We start from the raw sequence: 22214 nt of genomic DNA on the forward strand, positions 1-22214 counted from the left end.
GAAAACCTGTCCGCCGCCTCTCCGGAAGTACGCCCCGCGTCTCCCCGGGACGGTCCCCCGTCGCCGCTTTCTCCCGGATGCCCGGAGAAGGCCGCCGGAAGACCCGGGGAAGGATCGCAGAAGGCTCACAGAAGACTCGGAGAAGGTCCCGGAGAAGACCGGTCCGCCGGCCGGAAAACGCGGCCGAAGTGAAATCGTCGCGGATAGCGGGCGGACATGTGAATTTCTGCTAAAGTTTCTGCCCCCGCACAGGGCGAGGGTCATTGATGGCACTCCTCCGACCGCACCCCCGCCCCGATAACCGGGCTGGAGGCATGGCATGGCCACACAGCCGCCCCTCCGCGTGGTCCAGTGGGCCACCGGCGCCGTCGGCCGCTACTCGCTGCGCAGTCTGATCACCCGACCCGAGTTCGAGCTCGCCGGGGTGCTCGTCTACGACCCCGACAAGGCCGGGCAGGACGCCGGCACGCTCGTCGGCCTGCCCGGGACCGGCGTCGCCTGCACCGACGACGTCGACCGCATCCTGGCCCTGGACGCCGACTGCGTGCTGCACATGCCGCTGCCCGCCGCGTTCTTCGGCGAGAGGAGCGCCACCGACGACGTCGAGACGATCTGCGCCCTCCTCGCCTCGGGCAAGAACGTCATCACCACCACCGGCTTCGTCCACCCCGCCTGCCACGGCCGCGGGCTGGTCGACCGCCTGGAGGACGCCTGCCGCCGGGGCGGCTCCTCGCTGCACGGCACCGGCATCAACCCGGGCTTCGTGAGCGACCTGCTCCCCCTGGCGCTGAGCGGGCTGTCCAGCCGGATCGACCACATCTACGTCCGCGAGTCGTCCGACTTCCGGGGCCACCCGTCCCGCCAGATCGTGGTGGACCTGTACGGCTTCACCCGCTCCGCCAAGGACTACGCCGTGGCGGTGCGCCCGTTCCGCGCCCTGCAGCGCTCGCTGTTCGCCGAGAGCGTCCAGCTCGTCGCGGGCCACCTCGGCGTGACCCTCGACGAGGTGGAGGAGAGCGACGAGTTCGAGCTCGCCACCGAGGAGTTCGAGATCGCCGCGGGCCCGGTGCGGGCCGGCACGGTGTGCGCGTCCCGCTGGACCTTCAGCGGGCTGGTCCGCGGCCGGCCCTTCATGACCGTGGAGTGCGTCTACAAGGCCGACTCCACCCGGGTGAGCCGCTGGTCCGCCCCGGGGTTCACCGTGCACATCGAGGGCGTCCCGCAGATGACGCTCGCCGTGGAGGAGATGTCCCACGGCCTGGCCGGGGCCGCCGCGCACGCCGTCAACGCGGTGGCCGCCGTCTGCGCGGCCCCGCCCGGCATCCGCACCGTCCTGGACCTGCCCCTCACCACCGGCCGGGGCACCGTACGGCTCGCCTGACGGAGGCCGTACGGCCCGCGTACCGGACACGTACGGCCTGACCGGCGGGCGCGGACGGCACGACCCACGGATGGGGGCGGGCGGGCCGGCTCCGGAACGCGCGGCGGAAGACGCCCCGCGGCGACCATAAATAAAATGAAATAGGCGATATTTAGGGACAATCGCCTTTTACCGCCGGACTCGGCGACGGCACGACCGCGCCCGCGGCGCGGCCGTGCCGGTACGGTAATCGCCCGATTCCCGGACCCCGCGCGATTATCCCGGGGAGCCGCTCCCCGTCGCGTTCGGAACCCGTCGCCGATGTCCTTTCCGGCGCCCGTTTCCGTCCCCGGGGACACGCCCCGGGGACAGGGCTCAGAAGAGCCAGTCGAGCAGGCCGCCCCCGCGCTCCTTCTCGGGCGGCGGGTTCTGGGCCGGCGCGGTGGCCTCGGCCGGGGCGGAGGGCTGCGCGGGCTGTGTGGGCTGCTCGGGCGCGGTGCTCTGCCGGGAGTCGGGCGCCTCGGCGGACGGAGCGGAGGTGACGTGCGGCTCGCGCTCGGTGCCGCGCCGCTCCTCGCGTTCCCCGGTGGGCGCCGAGGTGCGCCTCGCGGTCGGCGTGGCGCGCGCCCGTTCCGGGCGGGGCGCCCTGGTCCGGGGCGCGGCGGGACGGGAGGTCTCCGGCGCGGCGGTGGCCCGCTCCTCGGCGGGGGGCGGCGTGGTCTCCGCGGGCTGCGCCTGATCCGTCGGCGCGTCCGCCGGTCCCTCCGTCGGCGCGGCGGTGGGCGCCGGGGGCATCTCGGCCTTCACGCACCGGCCGCCGGCGGAGCATCCGGACTCGGGGGCCGACCCCACGGACGACAGGAACCAGCCCCCGGCGAGGCCCACCGCCACCACGCCCGTGACGGCCGCTAGCAGGAGCCTGCCCCGGCGGCGGCGGGGCCGGTCGTCGCCCTCGGGTCCCCATATCGCACGGGCCACGTCGCGGTCGGCCTCCCGGTCCGCCGCGGCCATCTCGTCGCGATCGGACGTCCACTCGGCCGTGAACGGCCCGTCCGCTCCGGCGGTTCCGCCGGTTCCCCTCGTTTCGTCCACCCCGAGCGCGCCGGGTTCCGCGGGCTCCACGGGCTCTCCGAGCTCCACGAGCTTCGCGAGCCCCGCGGCCGCGTCATGTGAGGCGTCGCCGTCGAGCACCAGGTCCGGGGACCGGAGGTGATAGGCGACCGCCCCGGGCTCCCGGAGTTCCACGAGGTCCGGGGACTCGCCGTCGCCGTCCGGTCCCCGCTCCTCCGCCGTGTCCCATCCGTCGGACAGCACGTCCCCCGCCGGGGGGACCGCCTCCCCCGACCGTGCGACCGGTTCCATGGGGCCGGTCTGCTCGCGGGCGTCCTCCTCGTACGGCTCCCGGTCGGGATGGTGCCGCATGATGTACGGCCTCGGTAAGTTCTCCGGTTCCACAGCGTCCCTCCCCGTGGTGAATTTCGGTCCTGGGATTTCCTAGCAGACTTCACAGGGAGCTGTCCGAAAAATCCACCCATGTAGGTGATTTGACGTCTGTGACTCAGGAGTCCGGGACGAAGTGGCCGAAGCGGCCGCGATGGTAGAGAAGGGGCAGTCCCCCGGGATCGGTACGGGCCTCGGTGACCAGGCCCACGACCAGCACGTGGTCGCCGATGTCCACGGTCGAGTGGGGCGCGCACACCAGGTGGGCCGACACCCCGGCCAGCAGCGGCACCCCCGGCGGGGCCAGCTCCCAGACGGTGGGGGCGGCGAAGCGGTCGACTCCCCGGCTCGCGAACCGGGCGGCCAGTTCCGCCTGGTCATCGGCCAGGACGTTCACCGCGAAGCAGCCCGCCTCGCGGAGCCTGGGCCAGGTCCTCGACCCCCGGCCGACGTAGAAGGAGACCAGCGGCGGCTCAAGGCTGACCGAGGAGAACGAGGTGGCCGTCAGCCCGACGGGCCCCTCCTCGCACTGCGCGGTGATCACGACGACCCCGGCCGCGTGCAGGGCCAGTGCCCGCCGGAACCGCTGGGCGTCGATCGCCCGGCGTGAGATGGCCTCGGTCACCGTTCCTCCTCGTCCTCTCCGGCGTCACACCCGCCCGCAAGCCGTCACGCCCGCCCGCACGACGCGACGTCCGTTCACCCGCCCGCACGACGTGACGTCCGCCCGCCCATAACCCGATAACAGCACTGCGTCTTCCCGAAGTGTCATAAATCTCCCCTGAACCGGACACCCCAGAACGGCCCGGAACAGCCCGGAACGGATCGCGGTCAGGCGGGGAACCAGAGCTCGGGCTCCCCCGCGACCCGGCGCAGCCGCCCGGCGGCCTCCAGCCACACCAGGTGCGCCAGTGTCTCGTTGTTGGCCCCCCGCCGCATGTACGACGGGATGCTCTCCCAGGGCCGCGACCACGTCAGCCGGGTCGCCGTGTCCCAGCAGGAGACGCCGTCCGCCGCGCCGACCACCTCCTCGATCTCGGCCAGCCTCTCGTGGTGGTGGGCGATCACGTCGCTCACCCGGCCGGCCAGTTCCAGGAAGCGGTACTCGTGCGCGGGCAGCACCTCCTCCACGTCGAGCCTGCCCACCGCCGCCAGCGCCTCCAGGTAGTCGGCGAGCGGGTTGGGCCCGGACTGCGGGTGCACGGCGACGATCGGCGTGATCCGGGGCAGCACGTGGTCGCCGGAGAACAGCAGCCGCCGCTCCGGCTCGGCGAAGCACAGGTGGCCCGGCGAGTGCCCCGGCGTCCACACCGCCCGCAGGTCCCAGCCGGGCAGGCCGAGGCGTTCGCCGTCCTCGATCAACCGGTCGGGCTTGGCCATGCTCACGAAGTGCCGGATCATCATGGACGCCCCGGCGAGCTCGTCCAGGGACGGCTCCGGCACCCCGGACCGCGCCAGCAGGCCGCGCTCACGCCGTACGAGGTCGTCGGCCAGGCTCTCGTCGTAGCGGCCGGCCAGCAGCCGGGCGTCCGCCGGGTGCAGGCCGATCCACGCGCCCGACGCCTCGCGGACCCGCCCCGCCAGCCCGTAGTGGTCGGGGTGCATGTGGGTCACCAGGACCGCCCGGACGTCGGTGATCTCGTACCCGGCGACCCCCAGCCCGGCGACCAGCGCGCCGTACGCCTCCTCCGTGTCCCACCCGGCGTCCACGATCGCCACCCCGCCGGGGAGTTCGAGGGCGTAGACCAGCACGTAGCGCAGGGGGTGGATCGGGATCGGCACCGGGATCGACCACACCCCCGGCCGCACCCGTTCCACCTCGGGGAAGCCCCCGCTCCGCCACGCCTGGCGCTGGGCCTCGTTCGCCGGGGTCACCGTCTCTCTCCGCATGTCCCGCTTCTCCCTTCGTCACCCCTGCTCTCCCGTGATTCTGCCGGGTTACCGAACCATGTTCTACTGCGGTGCCGTACGGTCGGGAGCATGGACCTGGCACGCGAGACCTCCGACACCGGGCGCTTCGTCCGGCAGCCGAACCGGTTCACCACGCGGATCGAGGAGGGCGGCGAGCACCCGCCCGAGGCCGGCCGCTACCGGCTCTACGCCTCCTACGCCTGCCCGTGGGCGCACCGCTCGCTCATCGTGCGCGAACTGCTCGGCCTCCAGGAGGTCGTCGGCGTGACGATCGTCGACCCGATCCGCGACGAGCGGGGCTGGCGGATCCCCGGAGGCGACCCCGTCAGCGGCGCGGAGTTCCTCTCCGAGCTCTACCTCGCGACCGATCCCGGCTTCGAGGGCCGCTACACCGTGCCCTGCGTCTGGGACGCCGAGACCGGGGTCCTGGTCACCAACGACTACCCGCAGATCACGCTGACGCTGGAGACGGCCTTCGCGCCCTGGCACGCCGAGGGCGCCCCCGACCTGTACCCGGCCGCGCTGCGCGCGGAGATCGACGCGCTGAACGACCAGATCTTCCACGGCCTCAACAACGGCGTCTACCGCGCCGGGTTCGCCACCTCGCAGGAGGCGTACGAGGAGGCGGTCACCGACGTGTTCGCCACGCTCGGCACGCTGGAGGAGCGACTCGCCGACCGCCCCTACCTGCACGGCGACGCCCTCACCGAGAGCGACGTACGGCTCTACCCGACGCTCGCCCGGTTCGACGCGGTCTACTACTCGCACTTCAAGTGCTCGGTGCGGCGGCTGACCGACCACCCGGCGCTGTGGGCCTACGCCCGCCGCCTGTACGCGATCCCGGCCTTCCGCGACACGACCGACTTCGACCACATCAAGCGGCACTACTTCGTGACGCAGCGGAACATCAACCCCACCGGGATCGTCCCCCTGGGCCCCGAGATCGACTGGACGGCCCCCTGACCGTCGCACCGGCACGCACCCGCCGCGACGCCGGCGGCCCCTGAGCACCGGACGCCGACCGGCGGACCCCGGCCCCCGAGCGCCGGGACGCCGGACCCCGATCACCGGACTCCGAGCGCCGGGCCCGGCGCTCGGGGTCTGTCGGTCATGGTCCGGTCGCCGGGCCCGGCCGGTCGGCCCCCGCCCGGCCGCTCCATGAAAGTTTCACCGGGCGCGCCGCCCGCCGGGCCGGTCAGCGGGCGCGCCGGGGGCCAGGCCGTTGACGCCCTGGGAAACACGCTGGAACCATCGGGCGTCCCATCCGTGGGAACGCTCCCACGACCCTCCCCGGGTCGTCCCCGGTTCCCAGAGCACCCGCTGACCGCGCGCCCCCGAAGGACACCACGTGATCAGACCCCCCGCCTGGCTCGCCCTCGCCGTGGCCGCCGCCGCGATGACCTTCTCCGCGACGCCCGCCACCGCCGCCGCCGAGGAGGGCCCGGAGCAGATCCCCAACGGCACCTTCGACACCGGTTCGGCCCCCTGGTGGAGCACCGGCAACACCGCCCTGGAGGTCGACGGCGGCCGGCTCTGCGCCGACGTCCCCGGCGGCACCGTCAACCCCTGGGACGTCATCGTCGGGATCAACGACATCCCGCTGGTCAAGGACGAGACCTACGCGTTCTCCTTCTTCGCCGCCGCCGACCCCGGGCACGTCGCCAAGGCCATCGTCCAGATGCCCTCCGACCCCTACACCGCCTACCTGTCGGTCAACCCCGAGCTGAGCGTGTCGGGCAACGACTACGCCTACACCTTCACCTCCCCCGTCGACCAGCCCAAGGGCCAGGTGGTCTTCCAGCTCGGCGGCGGCGCCACGCCCTGGCGCTTCTGCCTGGACAACGTGTCCCTCAAGGGCGGCGCCGAGCCCGACGTGTACAAGCCCGACACCGGCCCGCGGGTCCGGGTGAACATGGTCGGCTACCTCCCCTCGGGGCCGAAGAACGCCACCCTGGTCACCGAGCGGACCGAGCCGGTGACCTGGCGGCTGAAGAAGGGCGGCGAGGTCGTCGCGACCGGCGAGACCACCCCGCGCGGAAACGACGCCACCTCCGGCCAGAACGTCCACTCGATCGACTTCGGCTCCGTCGAAGCCGCCGGGACCGGCTACACGCTGGAGGCCGACGGCGAGACCAGCCGCCCCTTCGACATCGGCCGCGACCTCTACGACCGGATGCGGGACGACGCGCTGAAGTTCTTCTACCCCCAGCGCAGCGGCATCGAGATCCGCGACGACCTCCGCCCCGGGTACGGCAGGCCCGCCGGCCACCTGGGTGTCGCGCCGAACCAGGGCGACGTGAAGGTGCCCTGCCAGCCGGGCGTCTGCGACTACACGCTCGACGTCAGGGGCGGCTGGTACGACGCCGGAGACCACGGCAAGTACGTCGTCAACGGCGGCATCTCGGTCCACCAGGTCATGTCGGCCTTCGAGCGGGCCGCGGCGACGGGCGTCTTCTCCGACGGGCAGCTCAACATCCCCGAGAGCGGCAACGGGGTGCCCGACATCCTCGACGAGGCCCGCTGGGAGCAGGAGTTCCTGCTCAGCATGCAGGTCCCGGACGGCAAGCCGCACGCCGGGATGGCCCACCACAAGATCCACGACGCCAACTGGACCGGCCTGCCGCTGCTGCCGCATCTCGACCCGCAGAAGCGCGAGCTGCACCCGCCGTCCACCGCCGCCACCCTCAACCTGGCCGCCACCGCCGCGCAGGCCGCCCGGCTGTTCGCGCCGTACGACGCCGCGTTCGCCGAGCGCAACCTCAAGGCCGCCCGCAAGGCGTGGGCCGCGGCCAAGGCCGAGCCCGCCCTCTACGCCAGCCCCTCCGACGGCGTGGGCGGCGGCGCCTACGAGGACGCCACCGTGACCGACGAGTTCTACTGGGCGGCGGCCGAGCTGTACATCACCACCGGCGAGAAGGAGTTCGCCGACCACGTCCTCGCCTCCCCGCTGCACAAGGCCGACATCTTCAACCCCGAGGGCTTCAACTGGGGCAGCGTCGCCCAGCTCGGCCGCCTCGACCTGGCCTCCGTGCCGAACGCCCTGCCGGGCCGCGACGCCGTACGGGCGTCGGTCCTGGCCGGCGCGGACAAGTACCTCGCCATCCAGAAGGCCCAGCCGTACGGCATGCCGTACGGCCCGGCGAGCTTCGAGTGGGGCTCCAACAGCCAGGTGCTGAACAACGCGGTCGTGCTGGCCGTCGCCCACGACCTGAGCGGCGAGGCGAAGTACCGCGACGGAGCGGTCGAGACGATGGACTACATCCTCGGCCGCAACGCGCTCAACCAGTCGTACGTCACCGGCTACGGCGAGGTCGCCTCGCACAACCAGCACAGCCGCTGGTACTCCCACCAGCTCGACCCGTCCCTGCCCAACCCGCCGCGCGGCACCCTGGCCGGCGGCCCGAACTCCGGCCTGCAGGACCCGACCGCCCAGGCCAAGCTGCGCGGCTGCGCCCCGCAGTTCTGCTACATCGACGACATCGAGTCGTGGTCGACCAACGAGCTGACCATCAACTGGAACGCCCCGCTGGCCTGGGTGGCGGCCTTCGTCGCCGACGACGCCCCCGCGGCCTCCTGCGAGGTCTCCTACACCCGGCACGGCGCCTGGCCCGACGGCTTCACCACCCAGGTCACCCTCCGCAACACCGGCACGAAGGCGATCGACGGCTGGACGCTGAAGTGGTCCTTCGTCGGCGGCCGGAAGATCACCGGTGCCTGGAGCGCCGAGGTCGACCAGAAGGGCGCGGCGGTCACCGCGCGGAACCTGAGCTGGAACAAGAAGATCGCCCCCGGCGGGTCGGTCACCTTCGGGTTCAACGGGAAGTCCGCCCCGGGCGCCGACCCGGCCCCCGAGCGGTTCCTCCTCAACGGCTCCCCCTGCCGCTGAGCGTCCCCCGCCCTCCCCGATCCCCGGCCCCTCCCCGGCGGCGCACCCGCCGCAGAGGGGCCGGTTCCACGTCCACGGACCGTCCCCGCCGTCCCGCCTAAACTGGGCCCGTGATCGACGACATCCGGGTGGACCCCTCCGTCACCTCCCTGCGGCCCGACTTCGCGGTCCTGGTCATGGGCGTGTACGGCCTGCGCAACGGCCCGACCGACGACCGGTCGCGCGCCTGGCTGGCCGAGGCCGCCCGCGACGCCGTACCGGCCGGAGACCCGAGGATCGAGGCGTGGCGGGAGGCCTACCGCGCCTTCGGGGCCAAACCGCAGCGGACCCGGCCGTCGGTGGACGCGCTGGTCCGGCGGATGCCGCTGCCGGAGGTCAACCTCGCGGTCGACGCCTACAACGCGGTCAGCGTCCGGTACGGCCTGCCGATCGGCGGCGAGGACCTCGGCCGCTACGAGGGGGCGGCCAGGCTGGTCCGGGCGGGAGGCGACGAGCCGTTCGAGACGACCGACCGGGGCGAGCCGGCCGTCGACCACCCCGAGATCGGCGAGGTGGTCTGGCGCGACGACCGCGGCGTCACCTGCCGCCGCTGGAACTGGCGTCAGTGCGTGCGGACCCGGATCACCGAGGAGACGACCGACGCGCTGTTCCTGCTGGAGCGGCTCGAACCCATGACGATCGGGGAGCTGACCGCCGCCGGTGACGAGCTGGCCGGGCTCCTGCGGGCCGTCGGCCCCGGCGCGCGCGTCGAGACGAGGACCGTCGGCCCGGCCGATGGCGAATGATCCGGTCCGGCGGGCGACAGGCGGCCCGGACCGGCCGACGACGAGTGACGAGGATCGCATCTCCCGGACAGAGCCCTCGGGCGTGACCGTTTTCGACTACCCTGGGAAGGTCGGGCGGCGAGGTGCCGCCGGAATGGCGCAGGTCCGGGTCCGGGCGAGTAGCCTTGGACCGGTTCTCCATCATCAACATCATCAACGCCGATCTGCGGAAGAGGGCGATTTCCGCCGTGTCGTCTGAGTCGTCGCGGACAAACCCGCTGGCAGCCTTTGGTCAGAACGAATGGCTGGTCGACGAGCTGTACCAGAAGTACCTCCAGGATCCCGAGTCCGTCGACCGGGCCTGGTGGAACTTCTTCGCCGACTACACCCCTGACTCCGGGGCCGGTCGTGCCGCGCCCCCGGGCACGGCCGCCGCCGCGCCCGCCACCCCCACCCCGGCTGCGGCCCCGGCGACCCCGGCCCCCGCACCGGCAGCCCCCGCGCCGAAGGCGGCGGCCCCAGCGGCCGCCACGACCACCCCGGCGGCCAAGACCAAGCAGGAGACGAGCGTGCCCGCCGCCGGCGCCGAGGAAGTCCGACTCAGGGGGGCCGCCGCCCGTACGGCGTCCAACATGGAGGCCAGCCTCCATGTGCCCACGGCGACCAGCGTCCGCGCGGTCCCGGCGAAGCTGCTCATCGACAACCGCATCGTGATCAACAACCACCTGTCGCGCGGTCGCGGCGGCAAGGTGTCGTTCACGCACCTGATCGGCTTCGCGGTCGTCAAGGCCCTCGCGGCCCTGCCGGAGATGAACTTCTCCTACACCGAGGTCGACGGCAAGCCGGTGCTGGTCAAGCCCGAGCACGTCAACCTCGGCCTGGCGATCGACATCCAGAAGGGCGACACCCGCCAGCTCCTCGTGCCCTCCATCAAGGGCGCCGAGAACATGGACTTCCGCCAGTTCTGGGTCGCCTACGAGGAGATCGTCCGCAAGGCCCGGGGCGGCAAGCTCGCCGTCGAGGACTTCGCGGGCACCACGATCTCCCTGACCAACCCCGGCACGATCGGCACCGTCCACTCGGTGCCGCGCCTGATGCCCGGCCAGGGCACGATCATCGGCGTCGGCGCGATGGAGTACCCCGCCGAGTACCAGGGCGCCTCCCCCGAGACGCTCTCCCGGCTCGCGGTGAGCAAGGTCATGACGCTCACCAGCACCTACGACCACCGGATCATCCAGGGCGCCCAGTCGGGCGACTTCCTGCGCCAGATCCACCGCCTGCTCCTGGGCGAGGAGGGCTTCTACGACGAGATCTTCGAGGCCCTGCGCATCCCCTACGAGCCGGTCCGCTGGGTCCAGGACATCTCGGCCACCCACGACGACGACGTGGCCAAGTCCGCCCGGGTCATCGAGCTGATCCACGCCTTCCGGGTCCGCGGCCACCTCATGGCCGACACCGACCCGCTGGAGTACAAGCAGCGCAAGCACCCCGACCTCGACATCAAGTCGCACGGGCTGACCCTGTGGGACCTCGAGCGCGAGTTCGCCACCGGCGGCTTCGGCGGCCGCCCGCTGATGCGGCTGCGCGAGATCCTCGGCGTGCTGCGCGACTCCTACTGCCGCACCATCGGCGTGGAGTACATGCACATCCAGAATCCCGAGGAGCGGGCCTGGATCCAGGCGCGGGTGGAGCGCCCGCACGCCAAGCCAGACCGGGACGAGCAGCTGCGCATCCTGGAACGCCTGAACACCGCCGAGGCGTTCGAGACGTTCCTGCAGACCAAGTACGTCGGCCAGAAGCGGTTCTCGCTGGAGGGCGGCGAGTCGCTGATCCCGCTGCTCGACTCGGTGCTGAGCGCCGCCGCCGACGACAAGCTCGACGAGGCCGTGGTCGGCATGGCCCACCGCGGCCGCCTGAACGTCCTGGCCAACATCGTGGGCAAGTCCTACGGCCAGATCTTCGGCGAGTTCGAGGGCAACATCGACCCGCGCAGCGCCCACGGCTCCGGTGACGTGAAGTACCACCTGGGCGCCAGCGGCGACTTCGTCTCCGCCGACGGCTCCAAGCTCAAGACCTCGGTCGTGGCCAACCCCTCCCATCTGGAGACGGTCGACCCGGTCCTGGAGGGCGTGGTCCGCGCCAAGCAGGACCTCCTGGAGCGCGGCGAGGAGGGCTTCACCGTCCTTCCGGTGCTGGTCCACGGCGACGCGGCCTTCGCCGGCCAGGGCGTGGTGGCCGAGACGCTGAACCTGTCGCAGCTGCGCGGTTACCGCACCGGCGGCACCGTGCACATCGTGGTCAACAACCAGGTCGGTTTCACCACCTCCCCGGCCTCGTCCCGGTCGTCGGTCTACGCCACCGACGTCGCCCGGATGGTCCAGGCGCCGATCTTCCACGTCAACGGCGACGACCCCGAGGCCGTGGTCCGGGTCGGGCGGCTGGCGTTCGAGTACCGCCAGGCGTTCCGCAAGGACGTCGTCATCGACCTGATCTGCTACCGGCGGCGCGGTCACAACGAGACCGACAACCCGAGCTTCACCCAGCCGCTGATGTACGACCTGATCGACGCCAAGCGCTCCATCCGCAAGCTCTACACCGAGGCGCTGATCGGCCGGGGCGACATCACGGTGGAGGAGGCCGAGGGCGCGCTCCGCGACTACCAGGCCAAGCTGGAGAACGCCTTCGCCGAGACCCGCGAGGTCGACAAGGAGGCGACCGGCGAGTTCACCCGCCCGGTCGACGTCGACGGCAGCATCGAGTGGTCCCACGACGACGTCCAGACGGCCGTCTCCGAGGAGACCGTCAAGCGGATCGTCGACACCCAGCTCAACCTCCCCGAGGGCTTCACCGTCCACCCGCGTCTGCAGCCGGTGCTGCAGCGCCGCGGCCAGATGGTCGCCGAGGACCGCATCGACTGGGGCACGGGCGAGACCCTGGCCTTCGGCTCGCTGCTGATCGACGGCCACCCGGTCCGCCTGGTCGGCCAGGACTCCCGGCGCGGCACCTTCACCCAGCGGCACGCCGTGCTGGTCGACCGCCTCACCGGCGAGGAGCACACCCCGCTCAAGACGTTCAACCAGGGCACGACGAAGTTCTACGTCTACGACTCGCTGCTCAGCGAGTACGCCGCCCTCGGCTTCGAGTACGGCTACAGCGTGGAGCGCCCCGACGCGCTGGTCTGCTGGGAGGCCCAGTTCGGTGACTTCGTCGACGGCGCGCAGTCCGTCATCGACGAGTACATCACCGCGGGCGAGCAGAAGTGGGGCCAGCGCTCCGGCGTGACCCTGCTGCTGCCGCACGGCTACGAGGGCCAGGGCCCCGACCACTCGTCGGCCCGCATCGAGCGCTTCCTGCAGATGTGCGCCTACGACAACATGACCGTGGCCCAGCCGACCCTGCCGGCCAACTACTTCCACCTGCTGCGCTGGCAGGCGAAGTCGAACCGGCACCGCCCGCTGGTGGTGTTCACGCCCAAGTCACTGCTGCGGCACAAGGCGGCGGTCTCATCGGTCTCCGACTTCACCTCGGGGGCGTTCCGGCCGGTGCTGGGCGACGTCACGGTGAACCCGGGCGACGTCCGCAAGGTCGTGCTCTGCTCCGGCAAGATCTACTACGACCTGGCCGCGGCGCGTGACGCGCAGGGCCGCAACGACGTGGCGATCGTCCGCCTGGAGCGGCTCTACCCGTTCCCGACGAACCCGCTCCAGGCGGAGCTGGCGCGCTACGGCGACGGCGTCGAGCTGGTCTGGGCGCAGGACGAGCCGCTCAACATGGGGCCGTGGCCGTTCCTGACGCTGAAGATGGCGGAGAAGCCCGACGTGTTCGGCGGGCGTCCGATCCGGCGGGTCTCCCGCAGGGCCAACTCCTCCCCGGCGACCGGCTCGCACTCGGCGCACGAGCGGGAGCTGCAGCAGATCCTGGCGCAGGTCTTCGGCTGATCGCCGTCCCGGCCCAGGCCGCAGCCCGGCCGTCCCGGCTCAGGTCGCGAACCCGGCCGACCCCGTCTCCCGCCGGATTCCCGGAGGAGGCGGGGCCGGAACCGGGCACCGCTTCCCGGAAGTCCCCCGCATGCTCCGTGCGGGGGACTTCCCCGTTACCGCCCCTTTCCACCTTCGAGGAGAACCATGTACTTCACCGATCGCGGCATCGAGGAGCTCGCCGCCCGCCGTGGCGAGGAGGAGGTCAGCCTCGCCTGGCTGGCCGACCGGCTGCGCGAGTTCGTCGACCTGAACCCGGAGTTCGAGACCCCGGTGGAGCGGCTGGCCACCTGGCTCGCCCGGCTGGACGACGAGGACGACTGACCCGTTTCGACGCGATATATCTTGACCTTCGTCGGCGACGCGACATATCGTGTCCTCAAGGAGGTCACCGACATGCGGCAGTGGACCATCGACGAACCCGGACAGCTCACCTTCGACGCGGTCAGCGGGCTCAACGTCCGGATCGTCGCGGGCAGACTGGCGGTGCTGGCCAGCGACGGCCCCGCCACCCTGGACGTCACCGGCATCGACAGCCCGCCGTTGGTCGTCACCCACGACGACGACGGCACCCTCACCGTCGCCTACGGCGACCTCACCTGGGACGGCCTGCTGAGCTGGCTGCGGTCCGGGCGCCGGGAGGCCACGCTGACGTTGACCGTACCCCGGGAGTGCCCGGTCGCCGTGGGGGTGGTCTCCGCCTCCGCGGTCGTCACCGGCTTCGAGAACCGCACCACGGTCAGGAGCGTCTCCGGGGAGATCGTGCTCGACGGCGTGAGCGGCGAGACCCACGCGGACACCGTCTCCGGCTCCGTCGAGAGCCGCGGCCTGGCGGGCGACCTGTCGGTCAAGAGCGTCTCGGGTGAGCTGACCGTGGCCAAGGGAACGCCCCGCCGGCTGCGCGCCAACACCGTCTCCGGCCGGATCACCGCCGACCTGGAGCTCCCGCCGACCGGCCACGTGACGCTGCACAGCGTCTCCGGCGACATCGTGCTCCGCCTGCCGCACGACGTCGAGGCCGACGTCACGATCCGCTCCACCTCCGGCAGGCTGGCCAGCGCCTTCGCCGGGCTCGCCGAGTCCGGCCAACCCGGGATCAGGACGCTCGGCGGCAGGCTCGGCGGCGGCATGGCGTCCCTGTCGGCGGCCACCGTCACCGCGGACGTCACGCTTCTGAAGGGAGAACGCGCATGAGCCCGGTCTTCGGTCACGGACGGCTCCGGCTGTACCTGCTGAAACTGCTCCAGGAGAGCCCCCGCCACGGCTACGAGGTGATCCGGCTGCTGCAGGACCGCTTCCTCGGCGTGTACTCCCCCTCCCCCGGCACGATCTATCCGCGCCTGGCCCGGCTGGAGGAGGAGGGCCTGGTCACCCACGAGGTGGTGAACGGCAAGAAGATCTTCACGATCACCGAACGGGGCCGCGAGGAGCTGGACGCCCGGATGGACGAGCTCGCCGACCTGGAGCAGGAGATCTCCGACTCCGTCCGCGACATCGCCCGCGAGGTCAAGGAGGACGTGCGCGACACGGTCCGCTCGCTGCGCGAGGAGCTCACCCAGATGGCGCGCGACATGCGCCAGGGCGCCGGACAGCAGGGCGCCGGGCAGCAGGGCGAGGGCCGCCGGGACCACCGCGACCACCCGGACGACCAGCGCAACCAGCGCGAGGCGTGGCGGGAGCAGAAGGCCGAGTGGCAGCGCCAGAAGCAGGAATGGCAGCGCCAGAAGACCGAATGGCAGCGGCAGAAGCAGGAGTGGCAGCGGCACGCCGGTGAGCTGAAGCAGGAATGGAAGCAGGAGTGGAAGCGCCTGTGGGCCGAGGGCTTCCCCGGGCAGGACCCGTCGGGTGACCCCCGGCTCGGGCAGATGCTGGCCGAGTTCGCCGAGGAGGTCCGTGCCGACGCGGCCGGCCGCCGGGTGACCGAGGAGACCCTGGCCACCGCGCAGGACGCGCTCTACGACGCCGCCCGCCGCATCCGCGACGCCCTGCGCTGAGCCGCGCATCGACCCGCGGGTACGGCCCGCGGGGTCCGGAACGTGCCGGGGCGGCGCCGGCGGGCGACGGCCGCGCCGCCGGTCCGGCTCGGTACGGCCCGCCCGGTGGCCGGCCGTACCCTGTCCGGTTCAGCCTCCGGTGGTGAAGACGACCTTCCCGAAGAGGTCGCCCTTCTCCATGGCCGCGAACCCCTCGGCGGCCTCGGTCAGCGGGAGCGTCCGGTCGATCGGCGGGCGGACGCCGGTCTGCTCCAGGAACCGGGCGAGCCGGGCGAGCTGGTCGCGGGTGCCCATGGTCGAGCCGACCACGGAGAGCTGGAGGAAGAACACCCGGTTCAGGTCGGCCGGCGGCACCGCGCCGCTGGTCGCGCCGGAGACCACGATCCGCCCGCCGGGCCGCAGCGACTTCAGCGAGTGGTCCCAGGTCGCCTGGCCGACGGTCTCCATCACCGCGTCCACCCGCTCGGGCAGCCTGGCCCCGCTCTCGAAGACCTGATCGGCGCCCAGGTCGAGGGCACGGGACCGCTTCTCCTCCGAGCGGCTGGTGGCCCAGACCCGGTAGCCGCCCGCGCGGCCCAGCGCGATCAGCGCGGTCGCCACGCCGCCGCCCGCGCCCTGGACGAGCACGGTGGAGCCGGGCTCCAGACCGGCCTTGTCGAACAGCATCCGGTAGGCGGTCAGCCACGCGGTCGGCAGGCAGGCCGCCTCCTCGAACCCGAGCGCGGCGGGCTTGGGAACCAGGTTGCGCCGCGGCACGGCCACCCGCTCGGCGAAGGTTCCGTCGTACGTCTCCGACAGCAGGGACCGCTTCGGGTCGAGCGTCTCGTCGGGGCCGTTCCCGATCACCGCGTGGACGATGACCTCGTTGCCGTCCTCGTCGACTCCGGCGGCGTCGCAGCCCAGGATGATCGGCAGCCGCTCCTGGCGGATGCCCACGCCCCGCAGCGTCCACAGGTCGTGGTGGTTGAGCGCGGCGGCCCGGACCGTGACGGTGGTCCAGCCGTCGGGGACCTCGGGTTCGGGTCGCTCACCGAGCGTCAGCCCGGCGAGGGGGTTGTCGGGGTCGGTCTGTGTGGCGGTTACGGCGAACATGGCCGCACCCTACGCCTCCGGCCCGCGCCTCCCGCGGCACCCCCGCCCGCCCGGCGGGTCCTTCGGCGCATGCGGGCCGCCCGACCCGGCAGGCCTTTCGAAACACGCGGGCCGCCCGACCCGGCAGGCCCTTCGGGACGCGCGGGTCGTCCGACCCGGCGGGCGGGACCGGGACGCAGCGGGCCGGCCCCACCGACCGGCCCGCGCCGCCTGCACCGGACGGCTCCTCACGGGGCCGGGGTACGGCCGAGCCGGAACCGGACGCCGTCGATCACCCGTTCGACGTGCCCGCGCTCACCGGAGGCGGCGACGTACACCCCGTCGCGGCAGGTCTCGGCGGAGAAGCGGCGCCGCTCCCCGATCATCGCCATCCGGATCCTTCCGGCGTCGCAACCCGGCATCGGCGCCATCACCACCAGCGTCTCCCTGGCGCCCCCGAACCACAGCTGCGGTCCCGCGGGCTCCTCCCCGAACAGCTCCCCGGGCCGGGCCAGCCGCAGCGGAGGCTCGGCCGTCAGCACCAGGTAGCCGTTCCCGGTCGTCCTGCCGCGCAGGCCGCGGGCCCACAGGAGCCGGTCCTCGAAGTCCATTCCCTCTTTGGAGTCGTGCAGCGCGACGTACCAGGGAGCGAAGTCGAACAGCAGTACGTCGCCTTCGGCGGGGCTCACCGGGGGCCACAGGGTGACCCGTTCCGCCATCGACCGGATCGGCGAGCCGTCCCGTTCCGGCCCGCCGGACGGGGCGACGAGCAGCCGGAACAGGCCGGGACGCCCGTCGGGCCATCCGCCGTACGCGGGCCGTACGCCCAGCTCAGCCAGGCCCAGCCCTGCCGGGTAGCTCAGCTCGGCCGCGGTGCCGTCGGGGAAGACGAGATCCAGGATCTCCCTGCCGCCCCGGTGCCGGGTCCGCGGGCGCAGCACATTGGGCGCCGGATCGTCGGGGAAGGCCGGGGATGCCTCTCCGGTGGGCGCCGCCGACGGCCTGGACGGCGGGGACGGCGGGACCTCTCCGGGCTCGGGGCCGGACAGCAGGCCGGAGACCGTCACGGCCGCGAGCACGAGCAGTACGGCGATCCCGGCTCCGGCCCCGGCCCGCCGCCGGGCGCCCTCGGGCCGTCCCGTCTCGATGATGTCGTCTCGCTCGCCGGCCATGCCGCTGCCGCCTTCGTACGGAAGGTGCACTCCGTGTCCCATCATCGAGCCACGGAGGTCCCGGCGCCCTCGTCGGGGCGGTCACAGGTCGGCGTCTTTCCATTCCGCGCCGCATCGCACCGCCGCCCCGTCCGCGCCTGAACCGAACCACCGCGCCGCCCACGCCTTGCACCGCACCACTTCCCATGCGTTCCGTACCGCGTCGCCCCCAATCGACTCACGTGCCCCCGGTTACCGGGGAAACGAATTCCTGCCAGTGGTGACGATGGTGCTACAGACTATTTCGCGCGATCCCTACAGGCACTCCCACCAGGAGATATACCTTTTCGACAAATCATAACCAATCGCTATTCACATAACACCTTCGCATCACATGGAACCGTTCCAGACTTTTTCGCGTCATTTCATCGCCGAAGCCTTGATCAATTCAGTAGCGTTCCGAGCGTTTTCCTGGCGAGCGGAAGTCCCGACCCTCGCCGAGAACGAAAGGAGCTCCATTGAATCCCCGAGCACGGCGCCTCGCGATCCCCCTCACCGGTGCCCTCATGGTCACCGGCGTGATCGGCGCCACCTCCACCGCGCAGGCCGGCGCGTCGTCCCCCGGTGACGTGGTGAGTTCCCCCGCTTCGGAGACCCCCGTCGAGGCCACCTCCTTCTGGTCACCGGAGCGGATGCGCCGGGCCACCGACGCCTCCCGCGACCTCGACCTGAGCGTCAGGGGCGGTACGGCGTCCAAGGCCGCCGGGCAGCCCGACGGCAAGGCCGGATCGGTCCCGCCGATCGGGCAGGAGGGCGGCAGGTCCACCAGGAGCAGGAGCGTCAACCTGCCCAACACCGTCGGCCGGGTCTTCTTCACCCTGCCCGGCTCCGACCCGGCGGACCCCAAGAGCTGGAAGTACTGCTCCGGCAGCTCCATCCAGGGCAGGTACCGCAACCTGGTCGCCACCTCGGCGCACTGCGTCTACGACGTGAAGAGCAACAAGTTCTACGACAACTGGGTCTTCATCCCCTCCTACTGGGACGGGAACCAGGCGTGGAACGGCAAGAACCCGTACGGCATCTACGCCGCCAAGTGGTTCAACGCGCACGACGACTTCGTGGTCAAGGAGGACTACGACTTCGACTACGCGTTCGTCAACGTCAGCTCCGGCTACAAGGTCGACTGGGAGAAGGGCACCGACGGGAAGTGGAAGCCGGCCATCAAGAACGTCGGCCGGCTCGGTGACAACGTCGGCGGCCAGGGCTTCGCCTGGAACCAGAAGGTGAAGAACAACGTCTTCTCCTTCGGCTACCCGGCCGGCCTGCACCCCGACGGCGACAAGCCCTTCAGCGGGCGCACCATGAAGTGGTGCTACGGCACCGCGGCCGCCATGCCCGCGGCCCCGCAGTACAACATTCAGGAGCACGTCGGCTTCAGGTGCGCCTTCACCGCGGGCGCCAGCGGCGGTCCCTGGCTGCTGAAGTACAAGAACTCCACGCGGACCGGTTACATCAACGGCGTCAACAGCGTCGCGTGGGACACCGACAAGAACGACCGCTACGACAGGATCTCCTCGCCGTACTTCGACACCGACACCTACAAGGTCTACAGGACCGCGGCCAACCGCTGGACCGGTTGACGGGGTGGTGCGAAACCCCCGCCGGGCGGCCGCAAGGCCATTCGGCCGCCCGCCGTGACGAGGGGCCCGGTCTCCACGGAGACCGGGCCCCTTCGTGGTCCGGGGGCCCGCGGTTTCGGGATTCCGCGGCCCTCACCCGGGGCTTGCGGTGCGCTGCGGCACCGGGGGTTCACGACGCCCTCGGGCATCGGCGCCTCATGGCGCGGGGCGCCGCGAGGCACTCATGGGAACCGGATCCCCTTCTCCGGGATCCGGATCACCTCGGTTCGGGTCCGGACGTCTCCTAGAAGGCGAAGACCGAGCCGGTGCTGGCCCGCATCACGCAGGAGTTGCCGAAGGTGTGCTGGTACCTGATGCTGCGGCCGTCCCAGATGCCGCTCGCGGTCACGGTGACCGGGTCGTACTGCATCGTGCACGCCACCCCCGGCTGCGGCCGGAGCGCGGTGAACTCGCCGTTGACCACGCTGAGCTCCGCGCACGCCCTGGCCCCCTGCGGGTGCGAGCCGCGCGGCGGGTCGCAGACGAGCAGGGCGGACCGCGCCGCGGAGGCCGAGAACTGCTCCCCCGGTGTGACGGTCAGCACGAGCACCCGCATGTTCTCCGGCGACATCAGGGGCGCCGGCCTGCGCGGATCGGCCATGGACTGCGGGGAGACGGCGGGCCCCTGCTGCGCCACGGGGGCCGCGGGCGGCCGCTGCCGAGCCGAGGGGGGCCGCTGGCCGGTCGCGGGCGGGCGCTGCCGGTCGGCGGGCCGCTGCTGGTCGGTGGCGCGGGGTGGTGCGGCCGGTTCGATCCGGATGGTCTTCCAGGGACGCCTGCGCCGGGGCGGCGCGGCGTTGCGGTTCCGCATCCGCTGGACCCGCGGCGGAACGGGTTTCAGCGAGGAGGCCCCGGGCGTCCTCGCGATCCCGGTCTCCCGGGTTCCGGACGCGGCGGTGGCGGCGGTCGCCGCGGCGGTGAGGGCGGTGCTGGAGATCAGGACGAGACCGGCGGCTGCCAGGCAGCGGAGACGTGACATGGAATCCCCCGAGGACGGCGTTGCGTGGGCGGGCCGGAACGAGGTGACCGGCCTGACCGGGGGGATGGATCAAGGCTCTGAACTGCGGGAATGCTACAACGCCCGGCCGCTTCCTGTCTCGCGGCGACGCGCCTTCCGGGAAAAGATCGTGGACCGTTCCGCCGTCGCGACGGCGGCGCGCAGCCCCAGCTCAGCGCGGCGTGCGACCGGTTTCGAGGCGGTCGATCAAGAGGAAGTAGATCAGACGCCGGTTCGCGGCTTTCGGTTCCATGGTTTTGGTAACGACCCCGTAACGGTCCCCCTTGACTGTCCGCTTTCGGTCCCTTTAAACCATCTTTGCCGAGTACGGTCTCCTCTTGTCTCTTTACGCATGCATGAGTCAACCCGAGCGACTCATGACAAAGAAGGAGCTAGATTGAACTCCCGAGCCAAGCGCCTGGCCCTCCCCGCCGGTGGCGCCCTCGTCGCGGCCACCATGATCGCGGCCCCTCTCGCGGGCACCGCCCAGGCCGCGCCGAAGCCCGACGTCAAGTCGGCCGCGCTCACCCCGTCCGGCAACGCGAAGGCCATCGCGGCGTACTGGACCCCCTCCAAGCTGAAGTCGGCGAAGACCTTCACCGCCGACTCCACCATCTCGGCCAAGCTGACGAAGACCGGCGCCGCCAAGGCCGCCGCCGACGGCAAGCCGGGCCAGATCGCCCCGACCGGCGAGGGCGGCAAGACCGCCGGCCGTTCGAAGAACGTGAACCTGCCCATCACCGTCGGCAAGGTCTTCTTCGTCGATGACAAGGGTCAGGAGCGCTGGTGCTCCGGCACCTCGATCCAGTCGAAGTTCCGCAACCTGGTCGCCACCGCCGGCCACTGCGTGTACGACACCGACACCAACAAGCCGTACGACAACTTCGTCTTCATCCCCGGCTACTACCAGGGCAAGGCTCCCTGGGGCGTCTACGTCGGCTCCAAGGTCAACACCCACGACGATTTCACGATCTTCGAGGACTACGACTACGACTACGCCTTCGTCAACGTCTACAACGGCATCAAGCAGCAGCCCGAGAAGGAAGTCGACTACAAGACCTACAAGGCGCACGTCGACAAGGGCGGCGCGGGCCGCGAGGACTCCAAGGTCGTCGACTTCGAGACCTACGACCGGTGGACCCAGAAGGGCGGTCTCGGCAAGGTCGAGAACGTCTCCTCCGAGGACGAGGTCGGCCCGCAGTACAAGGGCGCCATCGGTGTCGCGGTCGAGACCGACAAGTGGACCTGGGAGAAGGTCTCCGGCGACGTCTACGGCCTCAAGGACGGCAAGGTCACCCGCGGCGACAAGACGCTGGACCAGGCCGACTGGCCCAAGAGCGGCTCCAAGCTGGCCACCAGTGTCGAGAACGTCACCAAGACCGAGTACGACGCCTACAAGGGCCCGGGCTATCGGAAGCTCGACAGCAGGGGCAACTACACCATCACCCACTACTACGTGGTGAAGTACATCAAGAAGACCGCGTCGGTGAAGTACGTGATCTTCCGGTACTTCATCACCACGGTGGCCGACGCCGGCCGCCTGGGTGACAACGTCGGTGGCCAGGGCGTGGCCTGGAACCAGAAGCTGGGCAAGAAGGTCTTCACCTTCGGCTACCCGACCCAGGGCCACCCCGACGGCAGCCGCCCCTACAGCGGCCAGACCATGAAGTGGTGCTACGGCACGACCGTGGCCGCCCCCGTGGTCTCGAAGTACAAGGCCCAGGAGCAGCAGGCCATCAAGTGCGCCTTCACCCCCGGCGCCAGCGGCGGCCCCTTCCTGCTGCGGTACTCGAACAGCAAGCGGATCGGCTACCTCAACGGCGTCGTGAGCCTGACGGTCGACAGCGACAACAACGACCGCTACGACCGGACGACCACGCCGTACTTCAACGGTGAGACCGCCGCCATCTACAAGCACGCCGCCAACCTCTGGACCGGGAAGCTCCCCTCCTAGTCCTCGCGGTGTGGACAGCGGAAGGGCCGG

The 22214-nt window shown here is 71.6% G+C and carries 16 protein-coding genes; 10 read left to right on the forward strand and 6 right to left on the reverse strand.

The window, feature by feature from the left end; translation table 11 throughout:
- Positions 1–319: 319 nt before the first annotated feature.
- Entirely contained in the window at positions 320–1381 is a 1062-nt protein-coding gene (locus tag ACZ6W9_RS29565; RefSeq protein ID WP_389959424.1) for an NAD(P)H-dependent amine dehydrogenase family protein, read from the forward strand.
- A 354-nt stretch (positions 1382–1735) separates the two neighbouring features.
- On the opposite strand, the gene ACZ6W9_RS29570 is transcribed toward ACZ6W9_RS29565, so the two are convergent.
- The 3 genes from ACZ6W9_RS29570 to ACZ6W9_RS29580 form a co-directional block, all read right to left on the reverse strand.
- The gene (locus tag ACZ6W9_RS29570) at positions 1736–2782 is read right to left on the reverse strand and encodes a hypothetical protein (protein WP_470120661.1); all 1047 of its coding nucleotides are present in this window, start codon (positions 2780–2782) and stop codon (positions 1736–1738) included.
- A 136-nt stretch (positions 2783–2918) separates the two neighbouring features.
- The gene (locus ACZ6W9_RS29575; RefSeq protein WP_389959418.1) at positions 2919–3425 is read right to left on the reverse strand and encodes a flavin reductase family protein; all 507 of its coding nucleotides are present in this window, start codon (positions 3423–3425) and stop codon (positions 2919–2921) included.
- 206 nt (positions 3426–3631) lie between these two features.
- Positions 3632–4690 carry an MBL fold metallo-hydrolase gene (locus tag ACZ6W9_RS29580; RefSeq protein ID WP_470120663.1) on the reverse strand — a complete coding sequence of 353 codons (1059 nt, stop codon included), beginning with the start codon at positions 4688–4690 and terminating at the stop codon, positions 3632–3634.
- A gap of 90 nt (positions 4691–4780) precedes the next feature.
- Here ACZ6W9_RS29580 and ACZ6W9_RS29585 point away from each other — a divergent pair, with 90 nt between their 5' ends.
- The 7 genes from ACZ6W9_RS29585 (at position 4781) to ACZ6W9_RS29615 (ending at position 15332) form a co-directional block, all read left to right on the forward strand.
- The gene (locus ACZ6W9_RS29585) at positions 4781–5674 is read left to right on the forward strand and encodes a glutathione S-transferase family protein (protein ID WP_389959412.1); all 894 of its coding nucleotides are present in this window, start codon (positions 4781–4783) and stop codon (positions 5672–5674) included.
- 385 nt (positions 5675–6059) lie between these two features.
- Positions 6060–8597, forward strand: a complete 2538-nt coding sequence (locus tag ACZ6W9_RS29590) for a glycoside hydrolase family 9 protein (protein ID WP_389959409.1) — start codon at positions 6060–6062, stop codon at positions 8595–8597.
- A 110-nt stretch (positions 8598–8707) separates the two neighbouring features.
- Positions 8708–9382 (forward strand): B3/B4 domain-containing protein, encoded by a 675-nt coding sequence (locus ACZ6W9_RS29595; protein ID WP_389959405.1) that lies wholly within the window; start codon positions 8708–8710, stop codon positions 9380–9382.
- A gap of 227 nt (positions 9383–9609) precedes the next feature.
- Positions 9610–13299 carry a multifunctional oxoglutarate decarboxylase/oxoglutarate dehydrogenase thiamine pyrophosphate-binding subunit/dihydrolipoyllysine-residue succinyltransferase subunit gene (locus ACZ6W9_RS29600; RefSeq protein WP_389959402.1) on the forward strand — a complete coding sequence of 1230 codons (3690 nt, stop codon included), beginning with the start codon at positions 9610–9612 and terminating at the stop codon, positions 13297–13299.
- 186 nt (positions 13300–13485) lie between these two features.
- Positions 13486–13662, forward strand: a complete 177-nt coding sequence (locus tag ACZ6W9_RS29605) for a DUF6104 family protein (RefSeq protein WP_362934986.1) — start codon at positions 13486–13488, stop codon at positions 13660–13662.
- Between the two features lie 72 nt (positions 13663–13734).
- Positions 13735–14532 (forward strand): DUF4097 family beta strand repeat-containing protein, encoded by a 798-nt coding sequence (locus ACZ6W9_RS29610; RefSeq protein ID WP_389959398.1) that lies wholly within the window; start codon positions 13735–13737, stop codon positions 14530–14532.
- Positions 14529–15332: a PadR family transcriptional regulator gene (locus ACZ6W9_RS29615; RefSeq protein WP_389959395.1), complete on the forward strand. Its 804-nt coding sequence runs from the start codon at positions 14529–14531 to the stop codon at positions 15330–15332. Before ACZ6W9_RS29610 ends, ACZ6W9_RS29615 begins: the two co-directional genes overlap by 4 nt.
- Before the next feature lie 129 nt (positions 15333–15461).
- On the opposite strand, the gene ACZ6W9_RS29620 is transcribed toward ACZ6W9_RS29615, so the two are convergent.
- Complete coding sequence (locus ACZ6W9_RS29620; RefSeq protein WP_389959393.1) at positions 15462–16424, reverse strand: zinc-binding dehydrogenase; 963 nt, start codon at positions 16422–16424, stop codon at positions 15462–15464.
- Positions 16425–16651: 227 nt separating this feature from the next.
- The gene (locus ACZ6W9_RS29625) at positions 16652–17575 is read right to left on the reverse strand and encodes a hypothetical protein (RefSeq protein WP_470120668.1); all 924 of its coding nucleotides are present in this window, start codon (positions 17573–17575) and stop codon (positions 16652–16654) included.
- A 497-nt stretch (positions 17576–18072) separates the two neighbouring features.
- Between ACZ6W9_RS29625 and ACZ6W9_RS29630 the strand changes: the two genes are divergently transcribed.
- Entirely contained in the window at positions 18073–19194 is a 1122-nt protein-coding gene (locus ACZ6W9_RS29630) for a trypsin-like serine peptidase (protein WP_470120670.1), read from the forward strand.
- A 283-nt stretch (positions 19195–19477) separates the two neighbouring features.
- Here the strand turns inward: ACZ6W9_RS29630 and ACZ6W9_RS29635 are convergent, their stop codons facing one another.
- Entirely contained in the window at positions 19478–20212 is a 735-nt protein-coding gene (locus ACZ6W9_RS29635) for a subtilase-type protease inhibitor (protein ID WP_470120672.1), read from the reverse strand.
- Between the two features lie 415 nt (positions 20213–20627).
- Between ACZ6W9_RS29635 and ACZ6W9_RS29640 the strand changes: the two genes are divergently transcribed.
- Positions 20628–22184 carry a trypsin-like serine peptidase gene (locus ACZ6W9_RS29640; protein ID WP_470120674.1) on the forward strand — a complete coding sequence of 519 codons (1557 nt, stop codon included), beginning with the start codon at positions 20628–20630 and terminating at the stop codon, positions 22182–22184.
- The last annotated feature ends 30 nt before the right edge of the window (positions 22185–22214 follow it).

The organism is Streptosporangium sp. NPDC053982 (genome assembly GCF_055585205.1).